The 15,341-nt window shown below is 63.8% G+C and carries 17 protein-coding genes; 4 read left to right on the top strand and 13 right to left on the bottom strand.

Annotated features, from left to right (window positions below; all coding sequences use genetic code 11):
- The 5 genes from E4L98_RS23175 to E4L98_RS23155 form a co-directional block, all read right to left on the bottom strand.
- Nucleotides 1–533, bottom strand: a 533-nt coding sequence (locus tag E4L98_RS23175; protein ID WP_135203903.1) for an AMIN domain-containing protein, incomplete at its 3' end; no start/stop codon positions are given.
- Entirely contained in the window at nt 530–1,072 is a 543-nt protein-coding gene (locus tag E4L98_RS23170; protein ID WP_135203902.1) for a pilus assembly protein PilP, read from the bottom strand. The genes E4L98_RS23175 and E4L98_RS23170, both read right to left, overlap by 4 nt.
- Nucleotides 1,069–1,743: a type IV pilus inner membrane component PilO gene (locus tag E4L98_RS23165; protein WP_135203901.1), complete on the bottom strand. Its 675-nt coding sequence runs from the start codon at nt 1,741–1,743 to the stop codon at nt 1,069–1,071. The genes E4L98_RS23170 and E4L98_RS23165 overlap by 4 nt, the downstream gene beginning before the upstream one ends.
- Nucleotides 1,740–2,360 (bottom strand): PilN domain-containing protein, encoded by a 621-nt coding sequence (locus E4L98_RS23160; protein ID WP_135203900.1) that lies wholly within the window; start codon nt 2,358–2,360, stop codon nt 1,740–1,742. Before E4L98_RS23160 ends, E4L98_RS23165 begins: the two co-directional genes overlap by 4 nt.
- Nucleotides 2,360–3,442: a pilus assembly protein PilM gene (locus E4L98_RS23155; protein ID WP_135203899.1), complete on the bottom strand. Its 1,083-nt coding sequence runs from the start codon at nt 3,440–3,442 to the stop codon at nt 2,360–2,362. The genes E4L98_RS23160 and E4L98_RS23155 overlap by 1 nt, the downstream gene beginning before the upstream one ends.
- A gap of 349 nt (nt 3,443–3,791) precedes the next feature.
- On the opposite strand from E4L98_RS23155, the gene E4L98_RS23150 reads away from it, so the two are divergent.
- A complete protein-coding gene (locus tag E4L98_RS23150; protein WP_135203898.1) occupies nt 3,792–6,146 on the top strand; it encodes a penicillin-binding protein 1A in 2,355 nt (784 codons plus the stop codon).
- A gap of 75 nt (nt 6,147–6,221) precedes the next feature.
- Here E4L98_RS23150 and E4L98_RS31090 read toward each other — a convergent pair whose 3' ends face one another.
- The 3 genes from E4L98_RS31090 to cyaY are packed head-to-tail and all read right to left on the bottom strand — an operon-like array spanning nt 6,222 to nt 7,168.
- Nucleotides 6,222–6,344 carry a hypothetical protein gene (locus tag E4L98_RS31090; RefSeq protein ID WP_267874925.1) on the bottom strand — a complete coding sequence of 41 codons (123 nt, stop codon included), beginning with the start codon at nt 6,342–6,344 and terminating at the stop codon, nt 6,222–6,224.
- Nucleotides 6,345–6,373: 29 nt separating this feature from the next.
- Nucleotides 6,374–6,799 (bottom strand): hypothetical protein, encoded by a 426-nt coding sequence (locus E4L98_RS23145; RefSeq protein WP_135203897.1) that lies wholly within the window; start codon nt 6,797–6,799, stop codon nt 6,374–6,376.
- A 33-nt stretch (nt 6,800–6,832) separates the two neighbouring features.
- A complete protein-coding gene (cyaY, locus tag E4L98_RS23140) occupies nt 6,833–7,168 on the bottom strand; it encodes an iron donor protein CyaY (protein WP_135203896.1) in 336 nt (111 codons plus the stop codon).
- A 42-nt stretch (nt 7,169–7,210) separates the two neighbouring features.
- Here cyaY and lptM point away from each other — a divergent pair, with 42 nt between their 5' ends.
- Both lptM and lysA read left to right on the top strand, forming a co-directional pair.
- The gene (gene lptM, locus E4L98_RS23135) at nt 7,211–7,414 is read left to right on the top strand and encodes an LPS translocon maturation chaperone LptM (RefSeq protein WP_135203895.1); all 204 of its coding nucleotides are present in this window, start codon (nt 7,211–7,213) and stop codon (nt 7,412–7,414) included.
- Nucleotides 7,415–7,419: 5 nt separating this feature from the next.
- Nucleotides 7,420–8,697: a diaminopimelate decarboxylase gene (lysA, locus tag E4L98_RS23130; protein WP_135203894.1), complete on the top strand. Its 1,278-nt coding sequence runs from the start codon at nt 7,420–7,422 to the stop codon at nt 8,695–8,697.
- Nucleotides 8,698–8,802: 105 nt separating this feature from the next.
- Here the strand turns inward: lysA and msrQ are convergent, their stop codons facing one another.
- The 5 genes from msrQ to E4L98_RS23105 form a co-directional block, all read right to left on the bottom strand.
- Nucleotides 8,803–9,405 (bottom strand): protein-methionine-sulfoxide reductase heme-binding subunit MsrQ, encoded by a 603-nt coding sequence (gene msrQ / locus E4L98_RS23125; protein WP_135203893.1) that lies wholly within the window; start codon nt 9,403–9,405, stop codon nt 8,803–8,805.
- Entirely contained in the window at nt 9,405–10,382 is a 978-nt protein-coding gene (gene msrP / locus E4L98_RS23120; protein WP_135203892.1) for a protein-methionine-sulfoxide reductase catalytic subunit MsrP, read from the bottom strand. The genes msrQ and msrP overlap by 1 nt, the downstream gene beginning before the upstream one ends.
- 69 nt (nt 10,383–10,451) lie before the next feature.
- The gene (gene ccsB, locus E4L98_RS23115) at nt 10,452–11,606 is read right to left on the bottom strand and encodes a c-type cytochrome biogenesis protein CcsB (protein WP_135203891.1); all 1,155 of its coding nucleotides are present in this window, start codon (nt 11,604–11,606) and stop codon (nt 10,452–10,454) included.
- A 13-nt stretch (nt 11,607–11,619) separates the two neighbouring features.
- Complete coding sequence (locus E4L98_RS23110) at nt 11,620–13,710, bottom strand: cytochrome c biogenesis protein ResB (RefSeq protein WP_135203890.1); 2,091 nt, start codon at nt 13,708–13,710, stop codon at nt 11,620–11,622.
- 125 nt (nt 13,711–13,835) lie between these two features.
- Complete coding sequence (locus E4L98_RS23105) at nt 13,836–14,504, bottom strand: c-type cytochrome (RefSeq protein ID WP_135203889.1); 669 nt, start codon at nt 14,502–14,504, stop codon at nt 13,836–13,838.
- A 149-nt stretch (nt 14,505–14,653) separates the two neighbouring features.
- Here E4L98_RS23105 and yihA point away from each other — a divergent pair, with 149 nt between their 5' ends.
- Nucleotides 14,654–15,337 carry a ribosome biogenesis GTP-binding protein YihA/YsxC gene (yihA, locus tag E4L98_RS23100; RefSeq protein ID WP_135203888.1) on the top strand — a complete coding sequence of 228 codons (684 nt, stop codon included), beginning with the start codon at nt 14,654–14,656 and terminating at the stop codon, nt 15,335–15,337.
- Nucleotides 15,338–15,341: the final 4 nt, after the last annotated feature.

The following is a 15,341-nucleotide window of genomic DNA, read 5'->3' as shown; positions in this document are numbered from 1 at the left end:
AGGGCGGACGTGGCCGCGGAGGCCGGCGTCGCGGCGCGGGCCGCCGGCAGGCCGTTGGCATCCACCGCAGTGGCGACGCCGCCGGTGCCGTCGATGGTCAGGATCACCGCCTTGCCATCGATGGCGACGGCGTAGTTGAGCGCGCGCTTCAGATTGAACACCAGCCGCGAACGCTGGCCGGCCTGCACCACGTTCACGCTACGCAGCTCGCCCTGATTCAGTTCCAGCGCGGTCTTGCCGGTGGCGTTGGCGGTGGCGCCCAGGTCCAGCACCACGCGCGGCGGATTGCTGATGGCGAAACTGATCGGCGCCTGCGCCGGCGCATCCTTCAGCGTGATCTTGACGATGACGTTGGCGCCCTGCTGGTTGGCGCTGATGGCTTCGATGGCATTGCCGGCGGCCGCGGTTGGCGCGGCAGCCTGCGCGCGGGCGCCGCCGGCACACTGCAGGGCCAGCGCGATGGCCAGCGTCATGGTCAGCGCATGCGCCCAGATGGCGGCCAGAGCGCGCCGGGCCGTGGTATGAGCGGTCATTTGGTGGTCTCCTTGCTTTCCTGCAGTTCCAACTTCGACAGGCGCTCGACCCAGTCCCCGGCCGGGTCCTGGACGATTTCCTTGATGTTCACCGCGTTGTCGTCGATGCCGATCACGCGCCCGTAGTTCTGCCCCAGATGCTGGCCCACCACCACCTGGTGCACGGCGCGGTCCACCTGCAGGATGGCGTAGGTCTTGCCGCCCTTGGTGATGGTGCCGACCATGCGGATGGTGTCGAGCGGATAAGACTCCAGCAATTCCTTGCGCCGTGCGGTATCGGGATGGATGCCGCCGCCACCGCCGCCCTGCGCCGCCTGCTTGGCCAGCTCGGCCAGCAGCTTGTTGGGATTGAACGGGTCGAGCTCGTCCTTGTGCGCGTAGGCGAACGGGATGAAGGTCTTGGGTTCGGCCAGCGGCGGCACCTTGACGCGCGTCTCGGCATCGACCTGCTTCATCCAGTTGCGCACTTCCTGCACGTCGCTGTCGCCGCAGCCGCTCAGCAGCGGCATCATGAGCAGGGCGGTAAGGAGCGTCTTCATGATTTTTTCGCCGCCTTTTTCTTCTTGTCGGCCGCCGCCTTGCGCTGCGCCGCCACCTCTTCCGGGTCCAGGTAGCGGAAGGTCTTGGCCACCGCCTCCAGCGTCAGCGAACCGTCCTTGTTGGCGTTCAGCGCCATGTTGTTGAGCGTGACGATGCGCGACAGGTTGGCGACGTCGCCGGCAAACGAGCCGATGTCGTGGTAGCTGCCGTTGACCTTGATGTCGATCGGCTGCTCGGCGTAGTAATCCTTGATCACTTCCTGCTGCGGCTTGAACAGATCGAACTGCAGGCCGCGGCCGGCGCCGGCCATGTTGATATCGCTGAGCAGCGCGGCCATCTCGGCCTTGCTCGGCAGCTGCTTCTGCAGGCGGTCGACGTACAGGTCGGCCTGCGCCTTCTGCGCGCGCAGCGCATCGAGGTTGATCGCCTGCGCGGTCTTGATGCGGTACTCCTCGCGCAGCCTGGCTTCCTGCTGGGCGCCGGCCTCCTGCTCGTCGAACTGCGAGCTCCAGTAGCCGAAATAGCCGGCCGCGCACACCGCCGCCGTCACCCCCACCGCGCACAGCACGCGCGGCAGCAGCGGCCACTGGCCCGGATGCCGTCCGTTGAGGTCGCGGAACTGCGAGCTCAGGTCGGCAAACAGCTCGTTCAGGTTGACGTTGGCCTTCATGCGGCGCGCTCCTGCGGTTTGGCGGAGCGGGACTTGCCATCCTCCGGCTTGTCCTTGTCGCGCGGACGCTTGATGTTGACGTTGAGGTTGAACTCCACCACCTTGCGCCCGGTCTTGCTCTGGCCGAGCACGGCGGATTTCACTTCGATCAGTTCGGGCCGCTCCAGCCATGGCGACACGCCGGCCAGGTTGCGCAGAAATTCCGAGACCCGCTCCTGCGACTGCGCATAGCCGTTGACCGCCACCCGCTGACCGTCCTGGCGGAAGCCTTTCAGGTACACGCCGGGCGGGGTCTGCTTCACCAGCTCGTCCAGCAGATAGACCGGCTGGTTGCGGTCGCCCTGCAGATCCTCCACCGCCTGCTGGCGCGCCTTCAGCGCCTCGATTTCCTGCTTCAGCGTGGCGATCTCGGCGATCTTGTGGTCGAGCACGACGATGGCGCTTTTCAGCACCTGGTTGCGCTGCTCCTGGATGGCGATGGCGCGCGCGTTGTAACCGCCGACCGCCAGCACGATGCCGACGCCGATCACGCCGCCCAGCACCAGCAGCGCATAGAAGGCCTGCTTCTTCTGCTTGCGTTTTTCCTCGCGGTGCGGGAGCAGGTTGATGCGTATCATCAGCCGAACCTCCGCAGGGCCAGGCCGCAGGCCACCAGATAGGCCGGCGCATCGAGCCGCAGCTGCGACTCGCGCACCGCCGGGCCGATCTGCATGCCCTTGAACGGCGAGATCACCGCGCTGGAAATGCGCGTGCGGCTGGCCACCAGTTCCAGCAGGCCGGGAATCAGCGCGCAGCCGCCGGCCAGAAACAGCTGGTCGACCCGCGTGTACGGCGTGGAGGTGTAGAAGAACTGGATCGCGCGCGTGACTTCCAGCGCGGCGCTTTCAAGGAAGGGCGTCAGCAGCTCGGCGTGGAAGGTGTCGGGCAGGTCGCCGGTTTTCTTGCGCGCCTCGGCCTCGTCGAACGACAGGCCGTAGGTGCGGACGATGTCCTGGGTCAGCGAATTGCCGCCGAACGGCTGCTCGCGCTCGTACACCGTGGCGCCGTCCAGCATCACCGAAATCTGCGTGACCTGCGCGCCGATCTGGAACAGCGCGATGATCTGGCCGGCGCCGGCATCGGGCAACTGCGCGGTGACGCGGTCCAGCGCGGCGCGCGCGGCGTACGATTCGATGTCCATCACGGTGGCCTTCAGGCCGGACGCCTCGGCGACCGCCACCCGGTCCTCGACCTTTTCGCGGCGCGAGGCGGCCAGCATCACTTCGATGTCGTCGACCGAATTGGCGGCCGGGCCGATCACGTCGAAATCGAGGCTGACCTCGTCCAGCGCGAACGGAATGTACTGGCTGGCCTCCGACTCGACCTGCACTTCCAGCTGGTCGTCCGACAGCCCGGCCGGCAGGATGATTTTCTTGGTGATCACCGAGGCCGGCGGCATGCCCAGCGCCGCGTGGCGCGCCTTGGTGCCGCTTTTCTTCCAGACGCGGCGCACCGCCTCCACCACCTGGTCCATGTTTTCGATATTGCCGTCGGTGACGGCATTGCGCGGTAGCGGCTCGGCCGCGTAGCGTTCCAGGCGGTAGTCGCCGGCGCCCTTGCCGGCCTGCGCCAGTTCCACCAGGCGCACGCTGGACGTGCTGATGTCGATGCCGACCAGCGGCGGATTGGCCTGTCCCAGCAAGGCTTTGAAATCGATCATGCGGGTCTCCCGGCGCCCATGTGGGCGCCCGCGCTGCGAACCATCGGGACATCTGGCGGAACCGTGTGCATGGCGAGAACTCGTGTAAAACCTGTAAAAACCTGCGTTTAGACGGCTTATATCAGCCTGTACATTAAATCGGCCCTATTTAAGTGTAAAGGTATTTCTACCGTGCACAATTGCCGTGGTGTGAGCGTTTCGCCACACTCTTTTGGCCCGACGTGGCCGCAAAAACAACTGAATTGCCTTGTTGCTCATGCGCAAATTTTCCTGTCCCCCGACATGACTACGGTACCGCCGCGCCACTCGCTTATAATCGCTGGCACGTCCAACCCACAGATCGAATTGCATGGCTTCTTCCACTGCGGCGCCGCCGCCCTCTTCCGGCAACGATAACGCCAAACCGCGCAAACCCGCCGCGCGCTTCTTCCTGCTGGCCGGGCTGTCCGTGCTGGGCCTGGCGGTGACCGGGGTGCTGCTGGTCGTGTTCGGTCTGGCGCTAGCCTATCCCAACCTGCCCGAGCTCGACACGCTGACCGATTACCGGCCGAAAATGCCGCTGCGCATCTTCTCGGCCGACAACGTGTTGATCGGCGAATTCGGCGAGGAGCGCCGCAACCTGGCGCGCATCAAGGACATCCCGGACGTGATGAAAAAGGCCGTGCTGGCGATCGAGGACGACCGTTTCTACGAACACGGCGGCGTCGACTACACCGGCATCCTGCGCGCGGCCCTGCACAACGCGGTCGGCGGCGGCGGCCGCCAGGGCGCCTCGACCATCACCCAGCAGGTGGCGCGCAACTTCTTCCTGTCCAGCGAACAGACCATCAAGCGCAAGGTCTACGAAATGCTGCTGGCCTGGAAGATCGAGAAGAACCTCAGCAAGGACCAGATTCTCGAGGTCTACATGAACCAGATCTACCTGGGCCAGCGCGCCTACGGTTTCGCCTCGGCCGCGCAAATCTATTTCGGCAAGAATCTGCGCGACATCAGCGTGGCCGAAGCGGCCATGCTGGCCGGCTTGCCGAAAGCGCCATCGGCTTACAATCCGGTAGTCAATCCCAAGCGCGCGCGCACCCGGCAACAATACATCCTGCAGCGCATGCATGAGTTGGGCTATATCACCGACAAGCAATATGAACAGGCCAAGGCCGAGCCGCTCAAGGTCAAGACCGACAGCAGCGAGTTCGGCGTGCACGCCGAATACGTGGCCGAACTGGCGCGCCAGCTGGTGTACGAGCAGTTCAAGGACGACACCTACACGCGCGGCCTGAACGTGTTCACCACCATCACCAAGGCCGACCAGGATGCCGCCTACCTGGCGCTGCGCAAGGGCGTGATGGATTACGAAAAGCGCCACGCCTACCGCGGTCCCGAGGCTTACATCGACATCCCGGCCGCCAAGGAAGACGCCGACGACGCGATCGAGACGGTGCTGGCCGAGCATCCCGACAACGACGACCTCATCGCCGCGGTGGTGCTGTCGGCCACGCCGCAGCTGATCACCGCGGTGACCGCGTCGGGCGAGGAAATCAAGATCAGCGGCGCCGGCCTGGAAATGGGCCGCTCGTGGCTGTCCGACAAGAATCCGCCGAACAAGCGCATCCGCCGCGGCGCCCTGATCCGCGTGATGCAGGAGGGCAAGGACTGGGAAGTGGCGCAGATGCCGGAAATCGAATCGGCCTTCGTGGCGGCCAGCACCACCGACGGCGCCATCCGCGCCATGGTGGGCGGCTTCGATTACAACCGCAACAAGTTCAACCACGTGACCCAGGCCTGGCGCCAGCCGGGTTCCTCGTTCAAGCCGTTCATCTATTCGGCCTCGCTGGAACGCGGCCTGTCGCCGGCCACCGTGATCAACGACGCGCCGATCTCGTTCGACGCCGGCCAGACCGGCGGCCAGGCCTGGGAGCCGAAGAACTACGACGGCAAGTACGACGGGCCGATGACCATGCGCAAGGGCCTGACCAAGTCCAAGAACATGATCTCGATCCGCATCCTGCACCGCATCGGCGCCAAGTACGGCCAGGAATACGCGACCCGCTTCGGCTTCGACGCCGACAAGAACCCGCCCTACCTGACCCTGGCGCTGGGCGCCGGCAACGTCACGCCGCTGCAGATGGCCGGCGCCTACGCCGTGTTCGCCAACGGCGGCTACAAGGTCAGTCCCTACCTGATTTCCAAGGTCACCGACGCCGACGGCAAGATCCTGTCGCAGGCCCACCCGGACCTGGCCGGCGACGAAAAGAACCGCGTGATCGACGAGCGCAACGCCTTCCTGATGGATTCCATGCTGAAGGACGTGGTGCGCTACGGCACCGCCGCCAAGGCCAACGTGCTGGGCCGGCGCGACATCGCCGGCAAGACCGGCACCACCAACGATTCGATCGACGCCTGGTTCGCCGGCTACCAGGCCAAGCTGGTGGGTATCGCCTGGATCGGCTACGACCAGCCCAAGAACCTCGGCAACCGCGAAACCGGCGGCGGCCTGGCGCTGCCGATCTGGATCGGCTACATGCAGAAGGCGCTGAAGAATATTCCGATTGAAGAACGCGCCGTACCGGACGGCATCATGGTGGTGGGCGACGAATACTATTATTCCGAGAACCCGCCCGGCGCCGGCGTGAACAACCTCGACGCGCCCGGCCACGGCACCCCGGCCGAGGAAAAGGCCAAGGACGCCGTCAAGAACGAGCTGTTCTGACTTCGGGGACAGACCACGTTTTTGCAATACGTGCGCCGTGCGCACGTATTGCAAAAACGTGGTCTGTCCCCCAACTCACCGGCCGGTAACGGCCTGGACCAGCGCCTGGCGCGCCAGGTAGTCCGAGGCTGCAGGCATCAGGTGGCCGTAGTCGTGGCTGGTGGCGCCGGTCTTGCGATCCTCGCCAAGATAAGTCATGCAGCCATCCTGGCGACAGAACGCATCCATTACTTGAGCTGCCACATATCGGTCATCATCAGGATCGGCACTGCGGCACTGGCCAGTCCGCCGGCGGATTCTTGCGCAAACCATACGACCGACAGATGCTCGGCATGCGAATCGCCCCGGATCAGCACCACCTTGGGCCTGGCCGGAGCGCGCTGGTAGCAGCTGGCCGGCATGCCGGGCCGCGGCACGGCGGTGTTATGGCCGGCGCGGAACTGCTCGATATCGAAGAACTCGCACTCGATGTGGTTTTTTTCCGGATAACCGAGGCGATTGAACAAACGCCATTCATCGGGCGTGTTGACGTAGTAGTCGGAAAACGCTTCGCGGTCGCTGAGACGGAAACTCAGACCGTCCAGACGCCTGGTGGCATAACCCGTCAGTCCCAGCGCCGGGGGTGGACGGGGCGGGCTGGGTATTGGCGGCACCGGCAGCCAGCGCCGCGCCGGGAAGAAATTCGTTCATCCGTCCGTCAGCACCACCGGGCTGCCACCCTGCGCCGTGACCATCTCCGACAGCGCGGTGAACAGCTCAGTGTTGTCGCGGCCGTTGATCCACTTGCCGTCGACTTGCTTGTAGTGGTAGCCGCCCGAGCGCGACGCCACCCACAGCTCCTGCATCGCCGCCTGGCTGTTGACGATGATCTTGGAACCGTTGTCGATAAACTCGATTTCCAGCACATTGCCGCTGCGGCTGCACTCGACGTCGATCATGTTGTCGTCGTTCAAACGGTCCAGCGCCGCCTCGATGGCATCGAGGGTGGCTTCCGCCTGCGCCAGGAATTCGGATTCGCCCATGCTACACTCCCATATCTGATCTCAATAAACCGTGATTCTATCGTGAAGTCCACTTTCCGTTTGATTGCCGGCATGGCAACCCTGTGCCTGAGCGTATTGCTGAGCGGCTGCGGCCAACCCGGCCCGCTGTATCTGCCCAAGCCTCCCGGCGGTAAATCTGCCAAGAGCGGCAACAACCCCGTAACGCCGCCGGCGATTCCGCCGGTCCCCTCGCCGATCTCCGATCCTGTCGCCCCTCAACAATAATTTTTATGTCGCAATTTTCGTATAAAGACGGCGTGCTGCACGCCGAAGGCACGTCGCTGAGCGCGATTGCCGAACAATTCGGTACGCCCACCTACGTGTATTCCAAGGCTGCGCTGCTGGCCAATTTCGCCGCCTACGCCGACGCCTGCCGGGGCCGCGACGCGCTGGTGTGCTACGCCATGAAGGCCAACTCCAACCTGGCCATCCTCGACCTGCTGGCGCGCCAGGGCGCCGGCTTCGACATCGTCTCCGGCGGCGAGCTGCTGCGCGTGCTGGCGGCCGGCGGCGATCCGCGCAAGGTGATCTTCTCCGGCGTCGGCAAGAGCGTGGAGGAAATGCGTCTGGCGCTGAGCCACGACATCCTGTGCTTCAACGTCGAATCGATCCCCGAACTGCACCGCCTGAACGAGGTGGCCGGCGGGATGGGCAAGAAGGCGCGCATTTCGCTGCGCGTGAACCCGAACGTCGACGCCAAGACCCACCCCTACATCGCCACCGGCCTGAAGGCCAACAAGTTCGGCGTGGCGTTCTCGGACGCACTGGACACCTACCGCACGGCGGCACAGCTGCCGCATTTGGACGTGGTCGGCATCGACTGCCATATCGGCTCGCAGCTGCTGGACGACGCACCGCTGCTGGAAGCGCTGGATCGCCTGATCGAACTGATCGACCAACTGGGGGCGGAAGGCATCGTACTGCACCACCTGGACATCGGCGGCGGCATCGGCATCGATTATCGCGAGCAAGGCGAGAAAGCGCCGGTGCCGGTGGGCGACTACCTGGGCCGTCTGTTCGCGCGCATCGACGCCTGGCGGGCCGAGCGCCATGGCGGCAACGGCATCAAGGTCATCTTCGAGCCGGGCCGTTCGATCGTCGGCGACACCGGCGTGCTGCTGACGAAAGTCGAGTTCCTCAAGCATGGCGAAGAAAAGAACTTCTGCATTGTCGACGCGGCCATGAACGACATGGCGCGGCCGGCGCTGTACCAGGCGTGGATGGACATGCAGCCGGTGCTGCAAGGCGGCGCCGCGGCGGCCACCTATGACGTGGTCGGGCCGATCTGCGAATCGGGCGACTGGCTGGCGCGCGACCGCGCGCTGGCGGTGGCGGCGGGCGACCTGCTGGTGATGCACACGGCGGGCGCCTACGGCATGACCATGGCGTCCAACTACAACACCCGCGGCCGCGCGGCCGAAGTCATCGTCGACGGCAGCGTCCCGCACCTGGTGCGCCAGCGCGAAAACCCGGCCGACCTGTACGCGCTGGAATCGCTGATCAAATAATAATCCGGGGTCAGTTCTGCCAATCGCACACGAGCCCAGCCGTAGCATCCGCTACGGCTGGGCTCGTGTGCGATTGGCAGAACTGACCCCGGATTAGACCCCGGATTATTTGCGGGCCGCCCACCAGACGCGCATCAGCAGCAGCACACTCAGAATCACGCCGAAGATGGTCGGCTGGATGAAGTCGTGCTTGCCCGCCTTCATCCACCAGAAGTGCAGGATCGCCAGCGGCGCGATCACGTAGATCAGCCGGTGCAGCCATTGCCAGCGCTTGCCGCCCAGCCGTTTGACCATGGCGTTGGTGCTGGTGACCGCCAGCGGGATCAGCAGCACGAACGCGATGAACCCGACCGTGATGAATGGCCGCTTCAGCACGTCCTTCCACATTTCCTGCACATCGAAGAAATGGTCGAACCACAGGAACGTCATGAAGTGCAGCAGACCGTAGAAGAACATAAACAGACCCAGCATGCGGCGCAGCTTGATCAGCCAGTTCCATTTGCTCAGCCGCCGCAGCGGCGTCACCGCCAGCGTGAAGCACAGGAAGTACAGGGTCCAGTCGCCCGTGCCGCGCGTGATGAATTCCAGCGGGTCGACCAGTTGCCCGCTCACCGTCAGGTACACCATGCGCAGCAGCGGCACCAGCGCCAGCGCGAAGATGGCTCCCTTCAGCCAGCCGATCTGCTTCGGACTCGGGTTGAAGACCATCAGTAGTACCGCTTCAGGTCCATGCCGGCGTACAACGGCGCGACGTCGGCATAGCCGTTGAACATCAGCGTCTTGCGCTTGCGCGACAGGAAGCCGTCTTCGCCGATGCGGCGCTCGGACGCCTGCGACCAGCGCGGGTGATCGACGTCCGGATTCACGTTCGAGTAGAAGCCGTATTCGTTCGGCGCCGACAGATTCCACGAGGTGCGCGGCTGGTCCTTGACGAAGCGGATCTTGACGATGGACTTGGCCGATTTGAAGCCGTATTTCCACGGCAGCACCATGCGCACCGGCGCGCCGTTCTGGTTCGGCAGCACTTCGCCGTACATGCCGAAGGTCAGCAGCGCCAGCGGATGGTTGGCTTCGTCGATGCGCAGGCCTTCGGTGTACGGCCATTGCAGCACGCGGCTGCCCACGCCCGGCATCTGCTTCTTGTCGGCCAGGGTGACGAATTCCACGTACTTGGCGTTGCCGGTCGGCTCGACCTTCTTGATAAGCTCGGAGAACGAGTAGCCGACCCACGGGATCACCATCGACCAGCCCTCGACGCAACGCAGGCGGTAGACGCGCTCTTCCAGCGGCGCCAGCTTCAGCAGCGCGTCCAGGTCCAGCGTCAGCGGCTTTTTCACTTCGCCTTCGATGCTGACCGTCCACGGATGGGTTTTGAGCGTGCCCGCGTACATGGCCGGCTCGCTCTTGTCGGTGCCGAATTCGTAGTAGTTGTTGTAGGTGGTGGCGTCCTTGAACGGCGTCTGCTTTTCCAGGGTCGAGTAGGACGGGTTGAGCTTGCCGGGCAGCTTGGCGCCGCCGCCCTGGGCGAAGGCTTCACGCTGCGCCATCTCCAGCAGCGCCGCGCCACCGACCGCGCCGACCGCGATCTGGCGCATGAACTTGCGGCGCGATTCGTAGATCTCGCGCGGCGTGATTTCGGAAGAAAATGGCAGGTCGATGCCGTTGGGACTGCGCTTGATCAGCATGGTTGACTCCGGAAGAAGTGTAAGGCTCCACCTTACACGAAACTTCCGGAGTGAATCTTAAACTTGCGTTTACAATTTCCCGTAGGAGTGCAGGCCGGACAGGAACATGTTGACGCCCAGGAAGGCGAAGGTGGTCACCAGCAGGCCCACCAACGCCCACCAGGCCGCCGGACGGCCGCGCAGGCCGGTCATCAGGCGCATGTGCAGCCAGGCCGCGTAGTTGAGCCAGACGATCAGCGCCCAGGTTTCCTTCGGGTCCCACGACCAGTAGCCGCCCCACGCTTCCGCCGCCCACAGCGCGCCCAGGATGGTGGCGATGGTGAAGAAGGCGAAACCGGCCGAAATGGCCTTGTACATCACGTCGTCCAGCACTTCCTCCGACGGCAGGCGGTCCTTCAGGTAGCCCGAGGTCTTCAGCAGGTAGGCCGAGGCGACCATGGCCGCCAGCGCGAAGTTGCCATAGCCGATGAAGTTGGCCGGCACGTGGATCTTCATCCACCAGCTTTGCAGCGCCGGCAGCAGCGGCTGGATGTCGGCCGCGCTGCGCGCAGTGGTGTACCACATCAGGAAGCCGATGGCGGCGGTGATCACCAGCAGCACGAACGGTCCCATCTGGCGGGTGGCGTAGCGCTGCTCGAAGTACAGGTAAAACATGGCGGTGATCAGCGAGAACAGGATGAACACTTCGTACAGGTTGGACACCGGGATGTGGCCGACGTCGGCGCCGATCAGGTAGGACTCGAACCAGCGCACCATCATCGCGGTCCAGCCCAGCACCACGGCGGTCCAGCACAGCTTGGAGCCGATGCTGGACGCCGGGACCGAGCGGCCGGCGAAGCCGATCCAGTAGAACACGGTGGAGATGGTGAACATCACGCTCATCCACAGCACCGCCGACTGGCTGGACAGCATCATGCGCAGCCAGAATTTCTTGCTGCCGTTATCGAGCACGCCGGCGTACATGGCGATCGCCCATAGCGCCAGCAGCGCCACCAGCGGCATCAGCCAGCGCACCGGCTTCCAGTGCCAGCCGAGCGCGGCGAAAGTGGGCACCGCCGCCAGCAGGATGCCCTGTTCGTAGACGTCCATGAAGCTGCCGTAGCGGTTCAGCGCGAACACGGCGCCGGCCAGCAGCGCCACGGCGAACAGCCAGTCGGCGATGGTCAGGCGCTTGAAATAGCCTGGCGCCTGGGTATAGGTTTGCTGGGATTGGGTCAGTTCCATCATATTCTCCTGCTTAGGCCGAAAGGGGCAGCTTGTCCTTCAGGGTTTCAAATTCACGCTCAAAGTCCAGCGTTTTGCGCTGGGTACTCATGGCCATCAGCGCCTCGGCGCCGCTGACGTCATCCTTAATCCAGATCCACAGGCGGCGTTCGCGGATGTAGAACATGGCGAACACGCCCAGCACCAGGAACAGACAGCCAAGATACACCACATTCTTGCCCGGCGAGCGCGTCACCTGGAAAACCGAGGCCTTGATCTCGGTGAAGTCGTCCAGTTGCAGGAACACCGGCGCGCCGTAAAAGAACACGTCGGACAGCGCGTTGGTGGCCAGCTGCAGGAAGCGGGCGTGGCTTTCGTCCTCGCTGACCGGCTGCAGGCCGTCCTTCAGGCGCGCCACCTGCCACAGGTCCCACAGGCTGCCGTTGAGGATTTTCATGAACACGTCGGCGGCTTTCTCCTGCTCGGCGGCCGGGACTTTCTCCAGGAACTGCGAGATGGCCATGAAGCCGGCCGCCTTGTCGCTGCCGGCGAAGATGGTCAGGCTCTTGTCGGCCGAGGCTTGCAGCTGGGCGCGCAGGGCGTCGCCCTTGTCCGAATTCGGCGTGGCGCGCTCGGCGTAGCGCTGGGCGGCGGCGGCGCGCAGGGCCGGGTCTTGCAGCGCGGCGCGCAGGCGCATCCATTCGTTGACGCCGTGGGCGTCATCGGCCGGGATGCGCAGGTAGCTGAAGTTGTCCGACGGATTGGCGCGCATGCCGGCCAGGAACACGGTGGCGCCATCGACGGTGATCGGCTGCATGTAGTTGTTGTACTCGCGCGCCTGGCCGGTCTTGTCGCGCAGCTTGTAGCTGATGCTTGGGCCGACGTTCTTCAGGTTCTTGTTGTTGGCGTTCTTGCCGGCCGAGCCGGTGTGCTTGTCCAGGCTCTGGGCGAATTCCTCTTCCAGGCTCTTGCCCTGCTTGACCGCGCGCGGGTCGTCGGTGGGGCCGACGTTTTCCACGTTGAACGGACGGAAGCCCGACCACTCCACCGTGTAGGCATCGCCCAGCGCGGTCGAGGCGCCCACTTCGCCGGCGATCTCGAACGGCTTGCTGTCATGGCCCTGCATCGGGTAGCCGGTCAGCTTGAGCTTGGAACCGCCGTCCTCGAAGCTGGACTGGTAGATCGCCACGCCCTTGTAGATCAGCGGCTTGTTGACCTCGATCGTGCCCTTGACCGTCTCGCCGGTCTGGTTGTCGCGCACTTCCACATCGCTGGCAAACAGCTTGGGCATGCCGGTGCTGTAGAAATCGATGGTGAATTTTTTCAGGTTGATGGTGAACGGCAGTTCCTGGATCAGCACGCCGTCGGGACGGTTCAGAATCGCGGTGCTGCTGTTCTGCCCTTCCGGAATCATGGTATTGCCGCGGAAGGTGGGATTGCCCGTGCTCAGGCGGCTGGACGCGGGAATCTGCGAGATCAGACCGCTGCCGGTGAACGGCACTTTGCCGAAGAACCATTCCTGCGCGCGGATCGGCAGGTCGGAATCCATCACCGCGCCCAGGCAGATGATCACGATGGCCGAGTGGGCGAAGATGTAGCCGAACTTGTTGGCCGCGCCGCGCTTGGCGGCGACCAGGGTGCCGTTATCCTTCTCCACCAGCTTGACCTGGTAGCCGGCGTTCTGCAGGCGGGCCGCGCTCTGCTGCGCCAGTGCCGCGCGCGACAGCGGAGCGCGCCAGTGCAGCTTGTGGTGGAAGTTCAGCAGCGACTGCTCGCGCACGTTCTCGCGCCAGCTGCGCATGTCCTTGATCATCTTGGGCGCATTGCGGATGATGCACAGCGAGGTGGACACCACCAGCACCGCCATCAGCAGCAGAAACCACCAGCTCGAATACACGGCGTACAGGCCGATCTTGCGGAACACCTCGTACCAGAACGGACCGAACTGGTTGATGTAGTTGGCCGATGGCTCGCCCTGCTTCATCACGGTGCCGATGATGGCGGCAATCGCGATCATCGCCAGCAAGGCGATGGCGAAACGCATGGAGGAAATCAGTTCGACGATTTCGCCCACCACGGGGCGACGCGTTTTCAGTTGGATACCGGTGGTGCTGGGACTGCTCATGCGAATGAAGATTCTTTAAAAAGTGTTGGCAGGCGGCAGCATACCAATAAAAAAGGCGGCATGCTCACGCTGCCGCCTCCATCTTTAGAGTTACTCCGCAGCAATTCGATGCGGAACAAACAACATTATTTCAAGCCTGCTACGTAATCGGCGACAGCCTTCATTTCCTCGTCCGACATGCGCTTGGCGATGGCGCCCATCTCCGCATTCTTGCGCGTGCCGGCCTTGAACAGACCCAGCTCGGTTACCGTATAGTCCTGATGCTGGCCGGCCAGGCGTGGATACTGCACCGGGATGCCGGCGCCGGCCGCGCCATGGCAGCTGGCGCAGGCGGGAACATTTTTCTCGGCGATGCCGCCGCGATAAATCTTCTTGCCCAGCTCGATAATATCCTTGTTCCTGGCGGCGCCCGGTTTGGCCTGTTGCGTGGCCAGCCAGGCGGCGACATTGTGCTTTTCCTCGTCGGTCAGCATTTTGGCGTAGGTGGTCATGACCGGTTGATTCCGGTCGGCCGTCGTAAAGTTCACCAACTGCTTGTAGACATAGCCCTCATGTTGACCGGCCAGCTTCGGATTGACCGTGATGGTCGAATTGCCGCCGGCGCCATGGCAGGATACGCAGGCCGGCAGGCCGCGCGCATTGTCGCCATCGGTGAACAGGGAGCCGCCTTTGGCGGGATCGATTTTGGGAGCAGCTTGGGCGGGCTTGTTCTCGTCCGCCGCGGAGGCGGTGGCCGAGACGGCCAGCAAAGCGACGAACAAAGATTTGACAAACGGTGAAAACACACTATTCATTAAGCACCCCGGAACGAGTTCTAAAAAGGTTAGGAACCAGCGTGCCCGGCGGAGCATCAACCATGCTTAAAGGCACTTGGTAACCACCCATTGTACAATAGCCCCTAAAAATTCCTGATTTAAACTGTTGCTTTTTTCCCCACTCCCCCATGTCCAAACTCTGGCAAGCCCGCTTCTTCACGACCGTCAACCAATTGCGCGATCTGCCCGACACCCAGGTGCCGGAGATTGCCTTCGCGGGGCGCTCCAATGCCGGTAAATCGACCGCCATCAATATTTTGTGCAATCAGAAGGGGCTGGCCTTCGCCTCGAAGACGCCGGGCCGCACCCAGCACATCAACTTTTTCTCGGTCGGCGGCGCGCACGTCGCCCAGCACCGCCACGATCCGACCATCGTCGAGGAGATCGAGTGCATGCTGGTCGACTTGCCCGGCTATGGTTATGCGGAAGTGTCCGGTTCGGCCAAGGACCACTGGCAGCGCCTGCTGGGCGACTACGTGCAGCGCCGCGAGCAGCTGGCCGCGCTGGTCCTGATCATGGACGCGCGCCGTCCGTTCACCGAGCTGGACGTGCAGATGCTGGAATGGTTCGCCCCGACCGGCAAGCCGATCCACTGCATCCTCACCAAGGTGGACAAGCTGAACCGCAATGAATCGGTCAACGTGCTGCGCCAGGCCAAGGCCAAGCTGGACAGCTACGTCGACGAAGACGGCGAAGGCTTCCCCTTCACCGTGCAATTGTTCTCCGCGCTCAAGCGCGTTGGCATCGACGAAGCCAACGACAAGATCCTCGAGCTGGCCGGCATGGCCGGCGGCGACGACGCGGATGCGTAACCCT

The sequence above is a fragment of the Duganella callida genome, assembly GCF_004614165.1.
In the GTDB taxonomy this organism is placed as follows: Bacteria; Pseudomonadota; Gammaproteobacteria; order Burkholderiales; family Burkholderiaceae_D; genus Rugamonas; species Rugamonas callida.
The sequence above is the reverse complement of the archived record's forward strand: the minus strand, read 5'-3'. Positions and strand labels throughout refer to the sequence as shown.

Excerpts from the sequence above, each read along its gene's own strand:
- E4L98_RS23170 (WP_135203902.1), bottom strand. The coding sequence starts at position 1,072 with ATGAAGACGCTCCTTACCGCCCTGCTCATGATGCCGCTGCTGAGCGGC.
- E4L98_RS23165 (WP_135203901.1), bottom strand. The coding sequence starts at position 1,743 with ATGAAGGCCAACGTCAACCTGAACGAGCTGTTTGCCGACCTGAGCTCG.
- E4L98_RS23160 (WP_135203900.1), bottom strand. The coding sequence starts at position 2,360 with ATGATACGCATCAACCTGCTCCCGCACCGCGAGGAAAAACGCAAGCAG.
- E4L98_RS23155 (WP_135203899.1), bottom strand. The coding sequence starts at position 3,442 with ATGATCGATTTCAAAGCCTTGCTGGGACAGGCCAATCCGCCGCTGGTC.
- E4L98_RS23150 (WP_135203898.1), top strand. The coding sequence starts at position 3,792 with ATGGCTTCTTCCACTGCGGCGCCGCCGCCCTCTTCCGGCAACGATAAC.
- E4L98_RS31090 (WP_267874925.1), bottom strand. The coding sequence starts at position 6,344 with ATGACTTATCTTGGCGAGGATCGCAAGACCGGCGCCACCAGCCACGAC.
- cyaY (WP_135203896.1), bottom strand. The coding sequence starts at position 7,168 with ATGGGCGAATCCGAATTCCTGGCGCAGGCGGAAGCCACCCTCGATGCC.
- lysA (WP_135203894.1), top strand. The coding sequence starts at position 7,420 with ATGTCGCAATTTTCGTATAAAGACGGCGTGCTGCACGCCGAAGGCACG.
- msrQ (WP_135203893.1), bottom strand. The coding sequence starts at position 9,405 with ATGGTCTTCAACCCGAGTCCGAAGCAGATCGGCTGGCTGAAGGGAGCC.
- msrP (WP_135203892.1), bottom strand. The coding sequence starts at position 10,382 with ATGCTGATCAAGCGCAGTCCCAACGGCATCGACCTGCCATTTTCTTCC.
- ccsB (WP_135203891.1), bottom strand. The coding sequence starts at position 11,606 with ATGGAACTGACCCAATCCCAGCAAACCTATACCCAGGCGCCAGGCTAT.
- E4L98_RS23110 (WP_135203890.1), bottom strand. The coding sequence starts at position 13,710 with ATGAGCAGTCCCAGCACCACCGGTATCCAACTGAAAACGCGTCGCCCC.
- E4L98_RS23105 (WP_135203889.1), bottom strand. The coding sequence starts at position 14,504 with ATGAATAGTGTGTTTTCACCGTTTGTCAAATCTTTGTTCGTCGCTTTG.
- yihA (WP_135203888.1), top strand. The coding sequence starts at position 14,654 with ATGTCCAAACTCTGGCAAGCCCGCTTCTTCACGACCGTCAACCAATTG.